Genomic DNA, 21,762 nt, shown 5'->3' on the forward strand with positions numbered 1-21,762 from the left:
CCCATGCCCTTGAACGTACGCGGGATCCCCTTCGAGGTGCCCTCTTACAGCCTGACGGGCGATATCCTCTCGTATCAACGCTGCGGGCTGCAGTACCGTTATTACAACGGCAGCTCGCTTCCGCCGTCCCGGCCCGTACAGATGTGGACCGGAGAGTTCGTGCATGGCGTGATGGAGGAGGCGTACAGGATCTGGGACCTGAAGCGAGACCAACTTCCTTTCCCCTGGTCCTGTGAGATCACACCGTGGGGAAAGCAGGCGCCCCCAGGGAGGCCCGAGAACGACATTGGGACCCTTGGCGACCTTGTCGAGGCGCGCCTGGCAGCGGGCGGCAAGATATCCAGGAGCGACAAGGCACGCATGGCCGCCTACCGACGGGCGGCCGCGGCCGTCAATGAGCTCGGACCGCACCTTTTCCCGCTGGTGACCGCAGCCGAGGAGAAGATCTCGGGCACGCGGGCTATGCCACCGACCGCGCAACGAGTGGGGCGCGGTGATCGCTACGAGCTTACGGGGGTCGTGGACGTCATCTCGAGCGTCCGGGCACGAGCGCACGAAGGGAACGAGCTGGTCAAGTTGGCCAGTGCGGTCGTGGATCCGGGCCTCGAGAACTTCGACCTCATCGTCGACTACAAGGCGGCACGTCGGCCGGACCAGAAGTCCGAATATTGGACGCATCACGCGTGGCAGGTGCAGACCTACGCGTGGCTGCGCAATCAGGCGCCGGGGATGGCTCGCGTGGGAGCGGGGATCATCGTGTACGTCAACGAGTTTGCCCCTTCCTCGAGTGAGCTCGAGGAGTACGTGCACGAGATCAGGCAAGGTGCCGCGGATGTCGTGCCGGAACCCGGTTCGGCAGACTATTACGCGATCCATCGTTGGCAACCTGGGGCTGCCGTGCCTGCGCTATCGCTCGCGTTCCGCATGAAGCGGGCGATCCGGGTGATCGATGTTACCGATGCGCGGATTAAGGACGCGGTAGCGGCCATCGATGACGTGGTGACGGAGATCGAGGCGTCGGCGCAGGCGGAATTTCAGTCCGGGAGCATTCCGAAGCACTGGAAGGCGTGCGGGGATGCGGCGACGTGCGAAGCGTGCGATTTCAAGCATACGTGCCCGAGTCCGGCGCAGATGCGGACGACGGGCAAGAAGGCAGGGCCGCCGGTGGCGCCGGGGTGAAGGGTGGGAACAATCGGCAGGCCGATGCAGTGCGAGGGATGCGGTGATCCATGGCTTCGTAGATGGCTACCCTCTGCGCCCACAAATCACCTTTAGGTGTTGGGTGGTTAGGCTGCCGGAGCGCGTCGCGAGGGGGACAGGCCGATCTCGGAAAGCTCTTGTTCGACATGGAAACGGCGTGCGGGTGGGGATGGCGCCGTGCAAGCGGCGCCTGGGGGCCAGGCGCAGGCTGCATCAGGATGGCGGCGGGCAAAAGATGATGACCTGCTGCACGACCGGATCGTAGCGAACACGAGCGCCCGCATGCACCGCACGAACCAAGTCGGCTGCCGCCTTTCCGAGTGTAGGCTTTCGCCAAGAGCCGCTATGCGCAATCAGGCTTGTCCTCGACCGTGTGTAACACGGCGTCTAGGTTTGTCCCGTTCCGAGGGAGGCAGAACAAAGCTGCGTTGGGCTGGTGCATTGACACGGACGGATTCCCGTCGCTGCTCGGCGCGCGCGTCCGGCCTCTCGCTCACCAGCTAGCTGTACGCGGCGACGCGGGGGCTGCGGGATCGCGAGCAGCGGTTCCTTGATCTTCCCCCACTTCCGTGGACAAACCGACTATGCCGCAAACGTGGCCACTTGTGCTCTCAATTCGAACTCGACTGGGCTCAGGTACCCGAGGTACGAGTGCCGCCGGGCGTGGTTGTAGAACCGCTCGAGGTAGTCACCGATCGACGCCATCGCGGCATCGCGTGTCGGGGAGCTCTTCCCGTCGACCAGCTCGGCCTTGAGGGTCGCGAAGAAGCTCTCGGCTACGGCGTTGTCGTAGCAGTCGCCGGTGCGGCTCATGCTCGCGACGATGCCGCGCTCGCGCAGCGCCTCGCGGTAGGCCTCGCTGGCGTAGGGGCTGCCGCGGTCGGAGTGGTGCACCATGCCCGACGCCGGCCTGCGCGCGCGTAGCGCACGCTCGAGCGCCGCGAGCGCGAGCGCGCGGTCGTTCTGCTCGCTCATCGCGAAGCCGACGACCCGTCGCGAGAATAGATCGAGGATCGCAGCCAGGTAGAGCCAGCCCTCGGCCGTCGGGATGTACGTCACGTCGGTCACCCATGCCTCGTTCGGGGCCTTCGCGTCGAAGCGGCGGCCGAGCACGTTGGGCGCGATCGGCATGGTGTGGTTCGAGTCCGTGGTGCGCCGGAACCGGCGTTTCCTTCGCGCTTCGAGGCCTCGCTCGCGCATGAGCCGCTCGACGCGCTTGCGGCTCACGCAGAGGCCTTTGGCGCGCAGCTCCGCGTGCACGCGCGGGCTGCCGTAGGTGCCGCGGCTGCGCCGATGCGCGGCGGTGATCTCGGCGGCGAGCTGCGCATCGGAGGCCTTACGCCGCGGCTCGGGGCGCTTGGACCAGGCGTAGAAGCCGCTGCGCGAAACGCCGAGGACATCGCAGAGAACGGAGACCGGAAAGTAGGCCTTCTCCACGGCGATGAACGCGAATTTCACTCGCTCTCCTTCGCGAAGAAGGCCGCCGCTTTTTTTAGAATCTCCCGCTCCATCTGGAGCCGCTTCACTTCACGCCGCAGCCGCACGAGCTCGTCGCGCTCGGCGCTCGTGAGGGCCTCGGGGGGTGTTTCCCCGACGCTGACCTCGGCTGCTCTCAGCCACTCCCGTAGCGCCGTTTCGGTGAGATCAAGATCCTGAGCGACTTTCGTGATGCTCCGGTCCCCAACCTGGCAGAGACGAACCGCCTCTGCCTTGAACTCCGCGCTGAACGACCTCCGCTTCCGCTTCGCCATGGAACTCTCCTAGCGCATCTCCGCGCCTTTGGGTTTGTCCACGGAAGTGGGGGAGGATCACCTCTTCACCGATGAGGTTGGGCTCGGAAAGACGATCGAGGCAGGGCTCGTCCTCCAGGCCCTCTGGCACGGTACGCCCGCTCTCCGGTGCTTGTGGTCGCGCCGGGTTCCATGGCCGAGCAGTGGCGCCGCGAGCTCTATCTCCGCTTCGGAGCGCGCGTGTTCACTGTCATAACTCGATCCACCTTGACCGCACGGAACGCGACCGTCGCCTCACTCGAGCCAGCTGAGCGTCACCATGGGTGCGCTGCGCTGGGACGCGCCGCTGCGTGACGAGATCGACCGGCGCTCGTGGGAGGCGTAGTGTCGCCCAGGCGGTTGCCTACGGGCGATGTCGCACGGTGCAACAGGCTGCGGTTGAGCTCAAGCTGGCGTACTGCGAGTCTGGCCCGGGGGCGCATGTTGTTGCCACCGGTGCGGGTGCACATCGCCGGGGTCGTCTGCGGCGGCAAGGCGAGCGCGACGTCAGCCCGTCGAGAGACACCGTACGGCGGTCGCGGGAACTGGGGAAACTCGTTGCTTCGCCCAGGCCGGGAAGGTACTTTCTGGCCACAAAAACGTAGAGGACATATTGCGCGTCAGCGGATCGCCAGATGGCTTCCGCCCGTCGCGGGCACGTGGGGGAACGAAGGTCCATGGGGATCCGCCAAGCGAGCGCTGCGCGCAGCACCACGCCAGCACTGGGAGGCTATGGTCGAATCGTCGATCCGGACGGCGGCGTCACGATCGGGAAGATCCGTGCACGCACCGACGCGGGGGTCACGCTTGAGATCTTTCGCTCGCTGATGACGCCGGAGTTCGAGACCGTAACCCTCGCTGCCGACAGGGTCGAACTGTTTGATCTTCCACGTCAGACGCTCGTCTACCACCAGCGAGGCGCTCACTGGGTGATGGGCCGGACGGTGACGGAGGAGGGGCACGGCTACTTTGCCGTTAAGTTCCCGAACGAGAACGAGCCCGTCGTCGTCTCGAAAAGCGAGCTCTTCGTACGCTCGCCGCGGCTCCCCGACGACCCGACATCGCTCCTCGCCGCGCAGGTGACGAGTGCGCCACATTTCGCGGAGGCGCGTCATCGCTTCACCGGCTTCGTCAGCGCACAGCGCGCGATCTACCGGGGGCTCACCGCGCTCGCCAGCGCGCGCATCGAGCTCTATGCGCACCAGATCGCTGCAGTACGGCGCGTGCTGTCGGATCCCGTGCATCGGTACTTGCTCGCAGACGAGGTCGGGCTTGGTAAGACGATGGAGGCAGGGTTGCTCATCGCGCAGCACCTGATCGACGAGGGCGAGCGCGCTTCGGTGCTTCTCCTCGTGCCGGACGCGCTCGTCGAACAATGGCGGGAGGAACTCGCAAGGTCTTTCGGGCTGAAAGACGATCCCCGCATCCACGTCGTCCCATTCTCGGCGCTCGAGAGCGCCGACTGCGCGCGTCTGTCGTCGTCGGCGCCGACGCTGGCGGTGATCGACGAGGCTCATCGGATGGCTCTATGGGCCTTCGCGCACGAGAGCGGGTCGAGCGAACGGAGCTCGCCGGGGGCCGACCCTCGCTATCGCGCGGTCGAAGAGCTCGCCGGCTGCCCGAAGCTCCTGCTCCTGTCCGGCACGCCGGTCCTGCACCACGAGGACGGCTTCCTCGCCATGCTACACCTGCTCGAACCGGACGCGTACGATGTGGTGGACCGGAAAGGGTTTCGTAAGCGCGTCGCCGCACGCAAGGTCGTGGCCGACGCGCTAGCCGAGTTGACGCCCGATTTTCAGCCGGATTTCCTCTCCGAAGCACTCGAACGGCTCTCGCGCGAGATCGATTTTGACGATCAACTCGGCCTCCGAGTCGCCGCGGTGACGTCGGCGCTCGCGTCCGATCCCTCGACGGCAGTGCCCGCCGTCGAGGAGCTGCGCTCCTATCTGCTCGAGCGGTATCGGCTGCATCGACGCATCATCCGCACGCATCGCGAGTCGAAACTCGTCGCGCATCTGCTCCCGAAACGCTGCGGTATCCGCTACTTCGGCCCTGCCGAAGACTCCGCGCGCCTCCGCGCGTTCGAGGCCCTTGAGGGGTGGCGGAAGCGCGCCGTCGAAGGGCAGTTCGACGACACGAGGGGGGGCTCTGTCGTGTTCGGGCATCTCCTCTCTCGCGCGCAGTCGCATCCGCGGGAGTTTGCGCGGGCGTTCGATCGACGCGCGACCGAGATCATCGAAGGCGAAGCGAAGGAGTACTTCGACGGCGAGGCGTCGTGGCTCCAGAGCGTCGCTCGCGAGGTCCATCGCGACGACGAAGTTGACGTCCGCGCGACGGCGCTTGTCGAGCAACTTCGCGGGCCGCTCGCCAAACGGCGTGCCGTGATCTTCGTCGACGCGCCCGACGCGGCCGATGCCGTAGTCGAACAGTTGCAAGGCGACGGCGAGCTGCGTCGGCGCGTCCTGCGCTTTGTCCCCGGACAATCCGGAGTGCTCACCCAGTACGAGGAGAAATCGAACGCGATCCTCGTGTGCGATCGAGACGCCGAGGAGGGGCTCAATCTACAGAGAAAGCCGGCGAGCATCATCTTCTACGACTTGCCGTTCGACGTCGGCCGCATCGAGCAGCGCATCGGACGCTTCGATCGACTCGAGGGGATGAGGGAACTCAAGTTCCTTGTCGCGACGCCGATCGGTCCGTACGAGGGGGGCTGGACGCAGCTGCTCGCCGACCAAGTCGCCATCTTCGACCGGTCGGTGGCTCGATTGCAGTACGTGCTCGCCGAGGCGCTGGAGCGCCTGCGTCGCGAGTTGCTCGAGGCAGGGGCGGAAGAGGCGTTCGAGGCCGCGCGTGCGCGGTTTGCCGACCCGAAGACGGGACTCGAAGCATCGCTCAAGCAACTACGACGGCAGGAGATGCTCGACACGACTGACTGGGCGGACGACGATCTCCAGGCCTTTTGCGAGGCCGTCTCGAAGGCGCGCGCCGCGTCGTCGGACGATGCGCGTGCCGCCATCGGGGGCTGGCTGGAGAGGATGCAGTTCGAGGTCGAGAATGTCGCGGAGCGAGGCACCTCCTACATCCATGTGCGGCGGGAGCGGGGCAAGAACACCCTCGTTCCGCTTCAGTCTGCGGACGAACCGCTCCTGCGATGGTCGAACAAAGAAATGTCGAGGCGGACGCGTGATGCGATGCGCGCGGCCTTCGGTCCGTTCGCCTTCGATCCCAACGACGACGCGCCGTACGCATCGCTGCTCGCCATCGGGCATCCGTTCTTTGACGCGATCTTCGCCCGCATGAAGGTCGACGACCGGAGCCGGAGTTGGGGAATTTGGCGATGCTACCCGGGCGCGTCCACCCCCGAGGTCTACGTTTGCTTCGACTTTTCGATCGAGGCGAGCCTCGCGAGGCTCACCCCGATGGCTCGCACGTGGAAGACGCTCGCGTCTCTACGCAGGCGCGCGGACGAGGTGCTTCCGGTCGAGCACCGACGGACGTGGGTCGATCTCGACGGCAGCCCCGTCGTCGACGCGGCGATCTTGAAGGTGCTCACACGCCCGTACGACAGCGAGACATCGAGGTTCTCCGGCGACCAGAACCTGAATCGGGACCGCTGGGCGCTCGCGAATCAGCAACTTCCAGTCGCGGACTGGGGCGCGCGGATCGCGAGCCTGCGCGAAGAGCTCGAGGAGCGGGTGCGCGCCGAAGCCAACCTTCAGCGCTTATGCAAGGCCGCGGAAGAGCGGATCCGCCGCGCCACGCAGCAGGCCGTGCGCATCCTGCGTTCTCGGGCTGCCCACGCTCCCGCGCGCGAGAAGCAGGCTATCGAGGCCGCGATCCGGCTCGAGCTTTCGCTCGGGGAGGCATTCCAACTCGGCGTGCGAGAACCCGAGTTTTGCGTCGATAACGCCGGCGTCATCATCCTCGCACCGGGGCCGCTTGGATGACGCCGGAACAGCTGCAGACGCTCCTCGACACCGGCGCGTCCGACGGCGCATCGAGCCTCGATCGTCGGATCGCCGACGCGCGCAGGCACATGCTCGAGAACGAAGGCGATGGGTGGGCCGATCTCGTGATCCTCGTGCGGCAAGCCCTCGAGCGCTGGGCGCTCGCCGAGGAGCGAGGGAACCGCGCTTGTGCCGTGGTGCGCGTGTCCGCGACGCGTCCGTGGCCATCCCGTGAGCAGTGGGAGCGAGCGGGCGTCGTAGCAGACACTGTGGCTCCCGATCGACTGCGCCTGCAATGCCGACCGTGGCAGTCCGCGTGGCTCTCTGAGCAGGACGCGCGTGTCGTCGAAGACGCGATCACGGCGCAACGTCGGCAGGCGCGCTCGCTCATCGCGGCCGATCCGCTCATCGCGCATCGCATGGGCCTTGAGCACGCGCGATCCGCCGGCCAGCGCGACGCGATCCGCAGCGTCCACCTCACACCGGCAGGCTCGAACGTGCTCGTCGTACTGCCAACGGGTGCAGGCAAATCCGCGGTGTTTCAGTTCGCTGCGCTCCACAATCACGCGACCGGCGCTGGAATGGTGGTTGTGGTCGTGCCGACGATCGCGCTCGCCCGAGACCAAGAGAGGCGTTACCGCGAGCTCGTGCGGCAGCGCGGACAGGACCTCCCGGCCGGGGTTCCGCTCGCTTTTCATAGCGGGCTCTCCGACGACGAGCGCATTGTTCTGCGCCGCGCCGTCGCCAGCGGTGAGCTCCCGATCCTCTTCGCGTCCCCGGAGTCGCTGCTGGGAACACTCCAGTCGCCGCTCCTTGTGGCCGCCGAGAAAGGTCTCCTCTCCGTGTTCGCCGTCGACGAGGCGCATATGGTGGCGCAATGGGCGGAATTTCGGCCACGCTTCCAGGCGATCTCGGGGTTCCGCGACGCCCTCGCCGCGCGCTGCCCCGAAGGCCACCCGTTCCGAACCGTCTTGCTGACGGCGACGCTCACGAAAGAGGGCTTTCACGTCCTCACGAACGTGTTTGGATCCCTGCTCGTCGTCGCGGAGGTCGCGTTGCGGCCCGAGCCCGGGTACTTAATTGCGCGCTGCGCCGACGAGGCCGAGAAGTGCGCAAAGATCGACGAGGCGCTCTATCGCTTGCCGCGTCCGCTCATCGTCTACACGACGCTCCGGAGAGATGCCGAGGCGTTGTACACGCGGATGACCCAGTATCTCGGCTTTCGACGCGTTCGCTGCGTGCGCGGTGGCGACATGTCCGACGCGAGGGGCGAGGAGATCCTGCGCGGCTGGAGCGTCGGCGAGATCGACGTCATCGTGGCCACGTCGGCGTTCGGGCTCGGCGTCGATCAATCGGAGGTCCGTTCGGTGCTCCACGCGTGCGTGCCCGAGAGCATCGACCGGTGGTACCAGGAGGTCGGGCGTGCGGGACGCGACGGGTGCGCGAGCGTCGCGCTCCTGGTCGCCGACGCGAAGGACGAGCAGACCGCAGAGCGGATGGCGTACGACCGGCTCCTCTTGCCCGAGAAGGCGTGGTCTCGCTGGGGCACGATGCGCAGGGCGCCCCGGCCGGCGGAGCTCAACGACAACGCGTCCAATGAGAGCCACACGATCAGCGTGCCGCTCGACACCCTCGCCGAGGGCAACGACGTCGCCACGACTCGCGACGAAGACTGGAGCTTCCGCACGCTGACGATGATGGTCCACGCAGGGATGCTGCGGTTTTCGCACGCCGTGCACCGTCCTTCGTCCGGCGTCGGCGGTGACGCCGAACGCGAGGACGCGCAGGGCGCCGCGAGGATGCCATATGCGCACGTGACCATCACCCACACGGATCACCTCGACAAGGACCGCTTCAGCGAGCGCTTCTCCCGCGCGCGCGCCCAGCGCGTCGCCGCGGACGAGCAGGAGGTCACACGGTTGCGCGCGTTGATCGAGGGCACACGGTCCGTTCATGATCTGTTGCGCGAGACGTACGCGATCCCCGCAGCGAAGGTGACCGTCCCGAAGACCGCGGGCGACTGTCCGAAGTCGCGCCGCGAGGGCCGCAGACGGAACGAGCACGGGCTTCCCATCCTCGTGCGCCCCGCCGACGCGGCCGTGAACGACGTCGACGAGATCGTCGTCCGGCTTTTTCGCGAGCTGCCGCGCGACTATCACGGCCCGCTCCTCGTCCGCTACGAGCCCATATCGAGCTGGTCGTTCGATGACGATCTGAACGAGCTCGTGGGTCGGCTCGCGGCGCTGGGCTTCGTCGAGTTCGCCTGGCCCGACGGCTTCGGCCCCTTGGACTGGGCGAGGCTCGGCGCGCGGGCTCCGGCACGTTACGTCTTCGCGGCTGACAGCGACGACCCCTCGATCCGGCCGTGGAAGGTGCCGCGGTTGAGCGTGCTGCGCGCGCCCGATTCCGCGGAGCTCGTACGAACGCTCCAGCTCGTGCGGCCACGTCACGTCGTGCTCGTGCCGGAAGGCCTGCGCGATCCGCACGCCCCGCACCGCGCCTTCAACGCGCGCACCCATATGGACATGCCGACCTTCCTCACGAGGATCCGACCGCGATGACTCTGCTCAACCGTGCGAACAATGGCCACGTGCCGTCGATGATGGTGCTATGGCGCACGGCACGCGTCTTCTGTCCGACGTCGCGCGCGCGCCTCGAGACCCTGTGCCGACCGCGGGCCAACGCCGGCGACTCGCGGATGATGAGTTATACCTTCGCGACCTGGAGAGCGCTCGGCCTGTTCGAAGGCGACGACGAGCACGTCCGCCTCGCGTCCCCGTTCGACGTAATCGACCAGGTCGACACAGAAGCGCTTCGTACCGCTGTGCTCGAGCTGCTCCTGAGACCGGAGAACAGCCCGACGCTGCTCGACTCCGACACGAGCGACGAGATTTCGCGCGCGAGCGACTTCGTGCGCGTCGCGACCTGGGCCCTCGCTCAAGACCCTTACCGGCTGGCGTCGTCGAATCAAGATCGCGTGCTGGAGCAGGCGAGTGCGCAGGGGATCGCGCTCTTCAAGGGCGATGGCCGCTGGGTGTCGTTTCAGGAGTGGGCCTACTTCGTCGGACTCGGGGTGATGACGCGCTTGGGCCTCGTCATGAACCCCGCGCGCGCCGTTCGCGAGGTCCTTTCCGGCCGGCACGCACTCGTCGCGCTCTCCGCCGAAGAAGACGTGCCTTTGACGACCTTCCTGAGCGACCTCGCCAAGGCCCTTCCCGTCGTCGATGGCGGCGCCTACCGCGTTCGACTCGACGACGTGTTTCGCGCGAAGAACCATTCGTTCGCGCCCCATCAACTCTCGCCGGCTCTCGCGCTCGCACTCCTCCAGCTCGACCACGAGGGGGTGATCATCCTCTCGGATCGCCCCGGTGACGTCGCGACGCGACTCTCCCTCCTCGGACGCGCGCGCGCCGTCGTCCGAACCGCGAGCCACATCCGGCGCGGCACGCCGCGCCTAGCGCACGGCGTCGCGACGCACGTCGAAGGAGGGCAGGCATGAACGCTCTCTCCTGGTGGTGGCCGTCCCTCAGTCGGCTCAACGAGGTGCTGCTCGGTGACGCCGAAGCCCACAGCCCCGCGGTCGCCCTGGCCGTGCACCAACGCATGCGCATCCGCCGGCGCCACTACGACGAGCCCATCGACACCGATCGCGCAGAGACCGTCGACGAGTGGGCCATTTTCCGCCAGCTTGAGGAGCCGGTCGGAGACGGGTGCCAGGTGGTGCTCATCGAGGGCAAGTCCGGCACCGGCAAGTCTCACGTGGTGCGGTGGCTGGAGATCCAGCTCGATCGCCGCGCGCGCCGCGAGCCACGGGAGGACGAGCCGCCGCCGGTCGTGCTGCCCGTGAGCAAGGGGGCGCGCCTACGCGACATCGTGAAGCAGCTCTGCGACCGGCCCGAGCTTGCGGGCGACGAGCACGCGGCGCTGCGCCAACAGCTGAGCCGCGCCCAGGAACCCGTCGACCCCAAGGACGCCGCTTCACGCCTGTGCCAGCAGCTGGCCTTCGTGTGCGAGACGCGCGCGGGCGATGCGAAACGAAAGCAAGCGGAGGGGCGCGCCCTCACTGCGCTGGAGAGCCTCCAGAAGAAGTGGGGCGACCCGCAGCAATTGCCTCACCTCCTGGTCTACAACCCGCTGCGACCGCTCTTGGTGGATGACGGTCGGCCGCTGCGACGGCTCGTCGAACACCTTCATACCAAGGCCGGCGCGCTCACCCCGCGGACCGACCAGGAGTTCGTTGACGCCGATCTGGTGTTCGACGAGCTCCCGGACGAGCTCGATAAGCGCGCGCGCCAGGTCCTCCGTCACCTGGAGGATCCGGACGAGCGCCGCGAAGCCGTGCGCGTGCTCAACGACGCGCTCGACGACGCCAAGCGCATCCTGCTCAACCTGAATCCAGGTGTCGTCCAGGAAGTCTTCAAGTCGATCCGCCGGGAGCTCCTTCGCCAGGGCAAGGAGCTCATTCTCCTCGTCGAAGACTTCGCGGATCTTTCCGGGCTCCAGCGCGAGGTTCTTCAAGCCGCCATCCAGACGGGTGCGCCCGGCGGGGTGAAAACCTACTGCACCCTGCGAACAGTGCTCGCCTTCACCGACGGTTTTGTTAGTGAACATACGGTACTGTCGCGGGCGCAGTACGTCTACTACGTGCCGAACCAGCTGCGCGAGGACGAGGTCGTTGAGCAGAGCGTTCGTCTGGTCGGAGCATACCTGCACGCCGCTCGCTTCGGCGCGGCGGCGCTGGAGAAGGCCCTGCGCGAGGCGAGCGACGTCGAGCGGTGGATGCCGGCTCCGCCCGAGCTGAGCGACGCCGATTCGATACGCTTGGAGGCGTTCGGAAAGTCGGGCAACGCGCCGCTCTTTCCTTTCACCCGCAACGTGGTCGAACGCCTGGTGCGCGACACCTACGCTGGCAAGGCCCTGCTGTACGTGCCGCGCGATGTGATCCGCGACGTGATGCCGCGCGTCCTCGATCATCGCGAAGCGTTCGAGCGCGGTGAGTTCCCGCCGAAGGCCTTTCAACAGAGCCGGCAAGCGCAACTGACGGACGAACAGGCCAAGTGGGTCGGAAACATCAAGACAGACGGCGCCACGCGCGGTCGCCTCGAGAGGTTCCTTCGCTACTGGGGCTCGAACGCGGGCGCCGCGCGTGTATTCGGGCTCCCCGCGCCCGACGGTTCCAACGGAACGGGAGAGCCCGATGACGTCGTCGACACCTTCGAGGACCCTGGATCGAGCGGTTCGAATGAAGCCGACGGCAACGATGAGAAGAAGGGGACGGGTGGCGCTGGCGGTGACGTGCCGCCTCCCGTCGTCGAGCCATTCGCGGCCGAGCGAGAAGAGTTCGATGCATGGCGCCGCGGAAAGGATGTTGCGGCACCTGGGGAGAGGCAAACGATTCGCAAGGCGATCGATGCCTCGCTCCGCCCTGCGCTCGGGTGGGCTTGGCGCCCTCGCCTGAGCAAGTCGGTCTTCGCGACGCGATGGCAGGGCTGGCAGGAGTGGATCGACGTCGCCGGTCTTCGCCTCGCGAGCGATGCCCACGCGCCGCTCACGCTCGTGAGCCACGAGGCGCGTAACGACACGCTCGTGAACGGTGCGGTCGCGCGCGAACTGGCGGCGGTCCGAGGAGCGCACACGCTCAAGTCGTGGGACGTCGAAGGAATCGAAAAGTCGCTCGCGGGCTACCTCGCCTTCGTTGAGCGCCACCGCCCGGCCGTCGAACGGCATCTGCTCGGCCTTTTCTGCCTTCGCCGCTGGGATGTGCTCCCGTTTCTCGTCGACGCGCTGACGCTGACGGGCGCGATGCTCGGCGTGCCCAACTGCGGATCGTCGGCGCCCGACGAGTTCATCGACGCGCTGTTCGCCGATCCACCCGACGGCTCGTTCCACGACGGCGACTGGTCCGAGAAGCGCTTGAAACCGCTGCGCGAGGCACGCGCGTCGCTGCGAAGGCTCCTCGAGCAGGAGATCGGCGCTTTCCAAGGAGACGCTGACACGGTCCATGGCCTCGACGTCGCGCGCCTGCTCCCGTTCGTGCCTGCCCCGAGGCGCGAACCCGCGCCGGCGCTCGCCGACCCGGCATTTCCGCTGCATGCCACCGACGCGGACGCCAAGACGATCACGACTGCCGTCAGCCTCCTCCGCGACCGCGCCCTCGACACCGCGTCGCGCGCAGAACTCGACGAGCGCAGAAAACTCGCCGCCCGCGTGCGCGCGTACCTCGGCCCCGATCTCGACAAGGAGGCGCTGGTCAAGGCGCTCGGCGCGCTCCTCAATGAGCTCAAGCAACTCGACGTGTTGACCGAGGAGCGCGCGAGCGAGATGAGGACGGTCGTGACGCAACTCAAGAAAGCGGCCGTCGTTGAGCCGCTCGAGTCGACTGATCGCCTGGTGGCGAACGACGCGTCCCTCTGGCAGCGCCTCGTGTCGCTCGGGCGCAACGAGCCGGACATCGCCCGGCTGGCCAACACCGAGCGTATTCTCGTCAAGGTCGACGCGTTCCTCCGGGACCACGAACGGCACGTCGCCGCATCCACCAAGATCGATCCACTGGACGAAGCCATGGCTACGCACGAGACGCAGCTCGCCGAAGCGCGCCGCCTCCTCGGCGGCGTCGCCCCAGCGACCGCGGCGACGGAGGAGGCTTTATGACGCTGCTCGAACGGACGCAGTCGCTGGCGGCGCGCGCGAAGCAACGACGCGAGCAGGAGAAGCGCGAAGAGGTCGCGAAGAAGGTCCGCGCGAGGACCAGGAACCTCGAACATCTCCTCGAACAACTCGACGCTGCACGCGAGCGTGCAGCGTCGCTCGACGGCGCGGGGCACGCGCGTACGTCGTGGCCGGCCCCACCCATCTCCGCTTTCGACGCATACGATCCGAAGGGCGGTACGTCCATCACCATTGAGGCGGACCGCCAGAACGAGTGGGAGAAGTTCGTGCTCTTGCTGGGCAAGTTCGTGAAGAAGGCGGACGAGGCCGTCGCGCAGGACGTCAAGCAAGCGAAGCAGAACGCACTCGAGGGGATCTCGCCGGAAGACCTTCGCAGCTACCTCGATGATCCCTCGACGGAGCGCCTCGCGCAGGACCTGCTGAAGAGCCTCGAGTCGCTCCGAGCGAGGCGCTGGGAAGCGCTGTCCGGCGCCGAGCTCGGCGCGGCCCTGCACGAGGCGGCCACCCTGCGCGAGAACGTCGTTCGCCTGCGCGAGACCGGGGCCTCGGAGGAGCTCCTGAAATTCCTCGCCCTCGCCAGGAAGGACGGCGCGCACGTCGACGCATTGACCAATACGCTGCGCGCCGAGCTCGCGTCCCGCAAACTCATCGACCGCCTGCGCCTGGTCCTCCGGTGAGGCAGCCGGTAAACGCCGAAATCGAGGCACCGACGGCTCGCGACCGGGTAAGCTGGGCACCAGCATGAGCCAGGTCCAGCTCCCGTCGGCGCTCGCGGTGGCGCTGCTCGATCGCCTCGAGCGCGAGGAGCAGAGGCTCCTCTGCTGGGGCTATGTCGACGGCGCATTCGACAAGCACGAACTCGAAGATCACGCCGGCGCCGTCATTGCAAAGAACGCGAACGGCGGCGATCCGGCGGAGCTCATCAAAGAGCTCCTGCGCTTCAAATGGCTGTTCCGGGTCCCGAACGAGCGGCGCTACCGAACGCGCTCAGCGGAAACGATCCGCCTACTCTCGAAGCTTCGTCAGATCCGCGTCTACCCTAGCACCCGGCCGGCGGACGTCGGCGGGTTGTGGCGCTCGGCGCCGCCGCTCGTCGCGGACTACCGCTTCCTCGCGCCGCCACGCACGTTCCCTCGGCGCGACATCACGGTCGCCGCCGCCGAATCGATGCTGCGCATGCAGAGCGCGCCGCTAGAACGCGCCATCTTGCACGCGTTCACGAGTGCCGGCTCGCGGGGCGAGCGGAAGCTGTCCGGCTTTCAAGTGCGCGCGACCGAGCGGATCCTCGCTGAGCGCGCCGATGCTGGCACGGTCGTATGTTCGGGCACGGGCAGCGGCAAGACGCTCGCGTTTTACCTCCCCGCGTTCATCACGCTCGCGCCGCTGCTCGACGACGACGCGTGGACGAAGTGCGTGGCCATCTACCCGCGCAACGAGTTACTCAAGGATCAGCTCCGCGAGGCGATCGCCGCCGCTCGGCGGATCGCCCCGGCGCTCCGCAAATCCGGCCGGCGCGGCCTCACGTTCGGCGCCCTCTTCGGCGAGGTGAAGAACGACGCCGACCACGTCGCTGCGCCCAAGTGGGGCTGGCCCGAGCAGACGTTCGGAGGCAAGCGGGGCCGCACCTGCCCGTTCCTCCGGTGCCCCGATTGCAATGCTCCGCTGTTCTGGGCCGACGAAGACCGGCGGCGCCGAGATCCGAGCGAGCGGCTGAGGTGCTCCTCGCCGGACTGCGACGTCACGTTAGGGCCGGAGATCGTGCGCCTCACCCGCGCGTCGCTCTGCGCAAGCCCGCCGGACATTCTCCTGGTCTCCACCGAGATGCTCAACCGGAATATGTCGGCGAGCGATTACGCGAAGCCCTTTGGCATCGGGCTATCGGCAGCACGGAGGCCGCGGCTCCTGCTTCTCGACGAGGTCCACACCTATGAAGGCACCACGGGAGCGCACGTCGCGCTCCTCCTCCGCCGCTGGAAATTCTTGTCGAAGGCGAGGCCGCACGTCGTGGGGCTGTCGGCGACGCTCGAGGACGCCGCGCGCTTTTTCGCGGACCTCACGGGGCTCCGCCCCGGATCCGTCGCAGAGGTCTCTCCCCTCGCCTCGGAGTTCGAAGCGGAAGGCGCCGACTACCAAGTCGCGCTCCGCGGCGACCCGAGCTGGGGGACGAGCCTGCTCTCGACGACGATCCAGACGCTCATGTTGATGCGCCGCGTGCTCGCGCCCCGCGAAGAGCCGCTCTCCCTCGCTGGCCGCCGCGTTTTCGCGTTCACCGACCGCCTCGACGGCATCAATCGGCTGCTCGAGAACGCGCGTGACGCCGAGGGGCGCTACCCCGACTCCAACCATCCGCGCCCGCGGGGAACGGTGCTCGCGGGGCTGCGTCGCGTCGACGCGCCCGATCACGACGCGCGCTACGCCGACGGGCAGGCATGGGATCTCGCGGTGGATCTCGGTCACCGGCTCGAGTTGAACCCGACGAGGGCAAACTCGCTTATCATCGGTCGCACGACGGCGCAGGACAAGGGCGTCGATCCGAACGCGGACGTGGTGGTCGCGACCGCGTCGCTCGAGGTCGGCTACGACGACCCGTCCGTGGGCGCGGTCGTTCAACACAAGGCGCCGAAGAGCGCCGCCGCGTTCTTGCAACGAAAGGGGCGCGCCGGGCGTTTCCGCACGCAGCGGACGGACGGCACATCCATTAGCATGCGCCCGTGGACTGTCGTCGTGCTGTCGGACTTCGGCAGAGACCGCGTAGTGTATCAGGACTACGAGCACATCTTCTCGCCGACGCTGAAGCCGCGCCACCTGCCGACAAACAACCGCGCGCTCCTGCGCATGCAGGCGACCTACGCGCTCTTCGATTTTCTCGGATTCGAAGCCCAAAAGGCCGGTTTGTCTCCCGAGCCGTGGATCGATCTCGCCAGCCCGTGCGAACGCGGATCCCGGGGCGACGAGCGACGCGCGCGGCAACGGTTCTACGAGATGTGCCTTCGCCAGTTGCTCGAGAGCGACGACGCACGCCACGCGTTCGCGAGGTTCTTGCAGGGAGCGCTCGCGATCTCCGAAGACGAGGTCCAGGCGCTGCTCTGGGAGCCACCCCGCTCCGTCATGCTCGAAGCCGTCCCGACGCTCCTGCGGCGTCTCGCGACGTCGTGGAAGCGCGCGTTCGAGACCTCGCTCGAACCCACCGAGCGTTGGGGCCCACCGCTGCCCGAGTTTGTTCAGCGGTCGCTCTTCACGAAGCTCCTCGTCCCGGAGGTGAAGCTCCTGGTGCCGAAGGGTGACGGGCGCCCCCGAAGCGACGACGAGAACGACGAGCCGGAGGTCGACGAACACGGGATGGTCCTCGCCGAGGCACTTCGTGAGTTCGCCCCGGGCCGGGTTTCGAAGCGGTTCGACCTCGAAGGCGACGTCAGTCACTGGATCGATCCGGGCGAAGGCGCCACGCTCTCGATCGACTCGTTTTCGACGCGAGACGACCGGATCCCCGTGGGGCGTTTCTCGTATTCGGAGCAAGGCGTGACGAGCGAGGTAGACGTGTATCGGCCCGTCGCGCTCCGGGTGTCGGCGCCGCCGCAGACGATCCTTCCGACGTCGAATGCGCGCCCCTGCTGGCGATCTCAGCTCGTCGCGCCAACGCCGGGGCACTGGGTTGAGCTGCCGCAGGGCTCGCTCCTCGCGCCGCTTGTCGCCGGGATGACCTTCCACACGCACCACCTCGGCAGCCCCGTGGAGATCCGACGTTTCGTCGTCGGCGCCGACGTCGTCACCGCCTACAGGAACGGCAAGCGCGGCCCAGAGCGGCGGGTCGATCTCGTCGACGAGAACGGCGCGAACGCCGCAGTAGGTTGGGCTTCGGAGGTCGACGCCGTCGCGATCAAGTTCACCGTGCCTCGCGATCTGCTCTCATGGGTGAAGGAATCGCCTGCGCTCGTGCGATCGCTCCGGCCGCTGTGTCTCCGCGCGCTGGTCCGCGGCGATGCGTCGCTGAATGGGCTCGCCGACGGATTCCAGCGAGATGCGCTCGTCGACGCCTTTCTTGCGGCGGTTCTGCTTGCGTTCGACGCGGCGCCCGGCGCGACGCTCGCGTCCGTGAGTCAATCGATCGAGCCAGAATGCGTCGCTCGAACCGTAGCGCTCGTGAGCGACGGAGACGACGATGACGCGTCGGAGGGAACGGTTCCGCGGCGTGTGAAGGAGTTGAAGATGCTCGTCGAGAACCCGATCGTCTTCACGAGCCTTCGAACGCACGGCGAGGCGCTCTGGCGCGAGATCGACGAGACATGGTTCCCGTGGTTGCAGAGCATCTTCAAGGCCACCCTCGGAGCAAGCTTCCGCGACGCGATCACGGCGCTCTGCCCCCAGGTCGACGAGGAGGACCTCGTCGTCGAAGGCCCCGGGGTGCACCCCGGCGAAGACGATACCGTGTGGGTGACGGAGTCGGCGATCGGGGGCTCCGGCGCGCTCGAGGCATTTTACTCGGCGTATGCGAAAGATCCGCGTCAGTTCTCTCGCCTGTGGCACGGTTGCCTAGAGCCGTCAGACTCGGAGCGTGTAGCCGCCTCCATTGAGCAGATCCTCGACGCGCTCGGGGGCGCGGCTCCATCCGCACGACTCGTCGCTGCAGTCGCCCGTGTCCGCGATGCAATGAACCATGCAGAAGCGCTCCAGGCCGTCCAGCAACTGCGAGAGACGCTGACATTGCTCGGGCTCTACGTCGAGCACGCGACGTTGACCATCCTCTTCGCGCGCGTCCTGCGCCCCGGGAGTTCGCCGGATCTCGACGTCTATCTGGCGGAGACGCTGGCTCGCTGGCGTGATCTCGAGGAGCACGCCGGCATCGTCGTCGAGGCGCGGACCTTCGCGCTCGTTCGCTCGCACCACGGGGGGCTCGCCGAGTTCCTCACGACCTCGCCGAGCACGGACGAGGGCGACCGCCAGCGTTGGACTTACGCGACCCTGCTCGGACTTCTCTGGCGGAGACCGAGCAGCATCCGTCGCGAGTCACTCGACTTCGGCAATCCGTTCATCGACGCACCCATCTGCGATCGGCTGATGGTCCCGCTCTCCGGCGACGTTTCGCCGATCGTCCGCGTCGATTCCGCGTCCTGGTTCGACGAGCTGACCGATGCACTGAACCGGAACGGCGTCGCCCGGCTCGTCGCCACGCACGAGCAAAAGGAGCGACTCGCGGACGCTGTGCGACACCTCGCGACGCATCCCATCGACACCGGCGCGTTGCACGTTTTCGCGCGCCTCGCGGGCTACGCGCGCGACATGGCGGGCGCGGCGTTGACCATCGAGATGCCGGAGGCGCTCCAATGAACGCACGCGTGCTCCAGAAGTCGCGCGATCGGGCTCGGAACGAAGCAAGAGAGCTGCTGCAGTTCTTCTTTGCATCCGAGCTCATCCGTCCGAGCAAGTGTCTCTGGATCGTGTCGCCTTGGCTTCGAAACATCGAGCTGTTCGACAGCACGACCGGCGCGTTCGCTGCGCTGGTCCCCGACACCCCAAAGCGTGTCCTCCGGCTCACGGACGTGCTTCGTGCAGTCCTCCTCGCGGGGACGCGGCTCGTCGTCGTCCTTCGGACACCACGCGATGACGGCGGCGTTTGCGACGAGCTCACGAGGATCGCAACGACGCTCAATTGCCTCGCCCAGCTGTCGATCGTCGAGAGTCACACTCTCCACACGAAGGGGCTCCTCGGTGACCGAGCGGCCGTCACTGGCTCGATGAACGTCACGTACGCCGGCGTGGACGTGCACACCGAACTGCTGCAATTCGTCACCGACCCCGAGCTCGTCGCGACGCTGCGTCTCGAGTTCTCGGGCACCTACGGGAGGTAGTCGATTGTGCGATGGGACACCTTCTTCGGTGAGGACAACGTTCCCGAGCTTCAGTGGAAAGCGCTGTCGGACGCGCGAAGCCCGACGCGGAAGGCGCTCCAGCGGTTCATCGATCTGATCGAACGAGGCGCGCCGATCGCCGCCCTGCCGCGCGTCCGTACGTCCCCTGATCGTGTCGACTGGTACGTCGGATGGCGAAGCGAGTCTGACGCGCGCTTCGCGGCCGACCTCCTCGCCGCATTCCTGGGGCGCACTTACGCCGAGATAAGCGCGCCGCTTCGGCCCCTCGAGCCCGCCGACGAGGCGGAAGCGGCATTCGCTGAAGAGTTCGAAGGGCGAGCGTTCCGCGTCGCGGTCCACCCCGATCATCGTAAAGAGGCGCGCGCGCGGCTCGAGGCGCTCGCGAGCTGCTTGCTTTCGCGCCCGCACCGGCGCGCCGGCAAGGTGCGCCCGGTGGGACGTATCCTGCGCGATCTTGAGTTCGCGATGCAGGTCGGAGACGACGCCGCCGTCGCCGAGGAGATCAACGTGCTACGCGGCGGCGGCCACCTCGACGAGGTCAACCTCGCGTTCCTGGAACTGCGGCGCCTCGCCGCCAAGCGCGACTGGGCAGGCATTTTCGCGCATTCGGCGCTGCCGAGCGTGCTCGAGCTGCGGAGTCTCCCCTGGCGGGTGCGCCAGCTCCTCGTCGAAGCCATCTATCATCGCGATCTGGCGTCATTCGTCGGCGCAGGAGCCGTCGACGCGGCGCTCGCGCGCTTCCAAGCCGTGTTCCCGGATTTCGACGTCGCGTTCTCGTCGCGAAAGAACCTCGGAGGTCTGGAGGTCGATGTCTGCTTCACGCTCGCGGACGCGGTTCGCGGGCAAGGTGACGTCGCGACCGACGGTGCGCTCACGCGCATCGCTGAGAACGGACACGTCGCGTTTGCCGATGCGCTTCGAGCGGAGCTCGCTCGACGTACGGTCGGTCGTCGCGACGCCGACGCCGCGGCCTCGCCCGAGGTCGACGCGGCGCCGCCAGTGTCCGTGCTCGAGCTCGCTCAGCGCGCGCTCGGCGGCGGCGATCTCGACCGCGCCTTTGCGCTCGCGCTCGAAGCGCCGGCGTCTCCGCAGCGTGTGAAGGTGCTCCTCCAGTGCGCCCGTCTCCTCGATGACGAGAGCGCCGTGGTTGAGACGCTCGCCGCCTGGGAGCAGCTCGCGCCAACCGAGCGAAGCTCGCTTCTCGAATACGGCTGGTGCAAGGCGCACCTCGGGCATCTCGCGGCGGTCGTCGGGAAACTGACCGCTGCTCCACAACCGACGTCCTCGTGGCTCGAATGGTTCGAGCGTTTGCACTCGAAGGCCGACTGGCCGGGGGCAGTGTCGCGCGCCGAAAAGGGTGTCGCCGCGTGGGACGTCGAGGCGATCGCAGGCAACCCCGATGCCATCGCGATCATCATCGGGGTAATCGAAGGCACTCTCGAGAAATGGGCCGCCGAAGCGCTCCGTCAAGCACTTCCATACGTGCTCGAGGCCTTTCTCCGCGACCCACCGGACCCCCGCTTGTCACCGATCTTCACGTCGCTTTTCGACGTCCTCGCGACCGATGATGCGCTGACGCTCTCGGCCATTTCGGCGCTCGTCCGGCTGGGTCAGGCGAGGCTCTCGACCACGCCGTCGGAATACGCCACAACCCTCGACGTCATCGCGAGAGCCATCGACGTTGCCGACACGCCGGGGACGGTTCGACCTATCGCAGATACGCTCGAAATGCTCATCATGACGCCGTGCGCGTCGAAGGGTGAGCGCACCGCGGCGGCGACGCGCCTCGCGAGCATGGCGTCGCGTCGTTGGGTGCGCATCGACGAGGTCGATAAAGATCTCGTCCGCCAACTCTGTGTCGAACTCGGCGTCGCCGAGGTGCTCCCGGTGCAGACCGAGGCTCGGCCGCCCGGAGAAGCGGGAAACGAGTGGGCGGCGCTCGCCGGGCGGTACATCGCCTTTTACTCGCTCGAGACCGACGCGCTACAGCGCGTCGTCAACGCACTCGGGCGTGCTTGCCCCAACGCCAAGCTGAAGACGTTCAGCGAATTAGGGGGCACGGAGCCCATGCGCGAGGCCGCAAAAACGGCAGAACTCTTCGTGATCGCCACGAAGTCGGCGACGCACGCAGCCACGGGCGCCATCATGCAGCACCGGCGTGCGGGTAAAGCGACCGAGTACGCGCGCAGCAAGAGCAGCACCGCGCTCCTGGATGCGGTTCGTCGTTGGTTGGCCAAACGGCCGTCGGATGACGTCCATAAATAGGGATCCGCGCCCTACATAGCTGAAGGTCTCGACTTGTCTGAAGGT

General features: G+C 67.3%; 10 protein-coding genes. 9 read left to right on the forward strand and 1 reads right to left on the reverse strand.

The window, feature by feature from the left end; all coding sequences use genetic code 11:
• The first annotated feature begins 3 nt into the window (after positions 1–3).
• Positions 4–1,179: a PD-(D/E)XK nuclease family protein gene (locus QHF85_RS42640; RefSeq protein WP_281333213.1), complete on the forward strand. Its 1,176-nt coding sequence runs from the start codon at positions 4–6 to the stop codon at positions 1,177–1,179.
• A gap of 603 nt (positions 1,180–1,782) precedes the next feature.
• Here QHF85_RS42640 and QHF85_RS42645 read toward each other — a convergent pair.
• Positions 1,783–2,951, reverse strand: a protein-coding gene (locus QHF85_RS42645; RefSeq protein ID WP_281333214.1) for an IS3 family transposase whose coding sequence is annotated in 2 segments (ribosomal slippage) — positions 1,783–2,678 and positions 2,678–2,951 — 1,170 coding nt in all. Because the reading frame shifts where the segments join, the coding sequence is not laid out codon by codon here.
• 695 nt (positions 2,952–3,646) lie between these two features.
• Here QHF85_RS42645 and dpdE point away from each other — a divergent pair.
• The 8 genes from dpdE to dpdD all read left to right on the forward strand — a co-directional run bounded on the left by dpdE (position 3,647) and on the right by dpdD (position 21,717).
• Positions 3,647–6,916: a protein DpdE gene (gene dpdE / locus QHF85_RS42650; protein WP_281333215.1), complete on the forward strand. Its 3,270-nt coding sequence runs from the start codon at positions 3,647–3,649 to the stop codon at positions 6,914–6,916.
• Positions 6,913–9,477, forward strand: coding sequence for a protein DpdF (gene dpdF / locus QHF85_RS42655; RefSeq protein ID WP_281333216.1), 2,565 nt, complete (start codon positions 6,913–6,915; stop codon positions 9,475–9,477). The genes dpdE and dpdF overlap by 4 nt, the downstream gene beginning before the upstream one ends.
• Positions 9,474–10,415 (forward strand): protein DpdG, encoded by a 942-nt coding sequence (gene dpdG / locus QHF85_RS42660; RefSeq protein WP_281333217.1) that lies wholly within the window; start codon positions 9,474–9,476, stop codon positions 10,413–10,415. Before dpdF ends, dpdG begins: the two co-directional genes overlap by 4 nt.
• Positions 10,412–13,567 (forward strand): protein DpdH, encoded by a 3,156-nt coding sequence (gene dpdH / locus QHF85_RS42665; RefSeq protein WP_281333218.1) that lies wholly within the window; start codon positions 10,412–10,414, stop codon positions 13,565–13,567. The genes dpdG and dpdH overlap by 4 nt, the downstream gene beginning before the upstream one ends.
• The gene (locus QHF85_RS42670) at positions 13,564–14,262 is read left to right on the forward strand and encodes a hypothetical protein (RefSeq protein WP_281333219.1); all 699 of its coding nucleotides are present in this window, start codon (positions 13,564–13,566) and stop codon (positions 14,260–14,262) included. Before dpdH ends, QHF85_RS42670 begins: the two co-directional genes overlap by 4 nt.
• A gap of 64 nt (positions 14,263–14,326) precedes the next feature.
• The gene (dpdJ, locus tag QHF85_RS42675) at positions 14,327–18,910 is read left to right on the forward strand and encodes a protein DpdJ (RefSeq protein WP_281333220.1); all 4,584 of its coding nucleotides are present in this window, start codon (positions 14,327–14,329) and stop codon (positions 18,908–18,910) included.
• Complete coding sequence (gene dpdK, locus QHF85_RS42680; RefSeq protein ID WP_281333221.1) at positions 18,907–19,431, forward strand: phospholipase D-like domain-containing protein DpdK; 525 nt, start codon at positions 18,907–18,909, stop codon at positions 19,429–19,431. The genes dpdJ and dpdK overlap by 4 nt, the downstream gene beginning before the upstream one ends.
• 6 nt (positions 19,432–19,437) lie before the next feature.
• Positions 19,438–21,717 (forward strand): protein DpdD, encoded by a 2,280-nt coding sequence (dpdD, locus tag QHF85_RS42685; RefSeq protein ID WP_281333222.1) that lies wholly within the window; start codon positions 19,438–19,440, stop codon positions 21,715–21,717.
• Positions 21,718–21,762: the final 45 nt, after the last annotated feature.

This window comes from Polyangium sp. 6x1, from assembly GCF_029946515.1.
Classification (GTDB): domain Bacteria; phylum Myxococcota_A; class Polyangia; order Polyangiales; family Polyangiaceae; genus Polyangium.

Bases quoted from the DNA above. Each gene is read 5' to 3' on its own strand.
- dpdK (WP_281333221.1), top strand. From the start codon at position 18,907: ATGAACGCACGCGTGCTCCAGAAGTCGCGCGATCGGGCTCGGAACGAA.
- dpdJ (WP_281333220.1), top strand. From the start codon at position 14,327: ATGAGCCAGGTCCAGCTCCCGTCGGCGCTCGCGGTGGCGCTGCTCGAT.
- QHF85_RS42640 (WP_281333213.1), top strand. From the start codon at position 4: ATGCCCTTGAACGTACGCGGGATCCCCTTCGAGGTGCCCTCTTACAGC.
- QHF85_RS42670 (WP_281333219.1), top strand. From the start codon at position 13,564: ATGACGCTGCTCGAACGGACGCAGTCGCTGGCGGCGCGCGCGAAGCAA.
- dpdF (WP_281333216.1), top strand. From the start codon at position 6,913: ATGACGCCGGAACAGCTGCAGACGCTCCTCGACACCGGCGCGTCCGAC.
- dpdG (WP_281333217.1), top strand. From the start codon at position 9,474: ATGACTCTGCTCAACCGTGCGAACAATGGCCACGTGCCGTCGATGATG.
- dpdE (WP_281333215.1), top strand. From the start codon at position 3,647: ATGGGGATCCGCCAAGCGAGCGCTGCGCGCAGCACCACGCCAGCACTG.
- dpdH (WP_281333218.1), top strand. From the start codon at position 10,412: ATGAACGCTCTCTCCTGGTGGTGGCCGTCCCTCAGTCGGCTCAACGAG.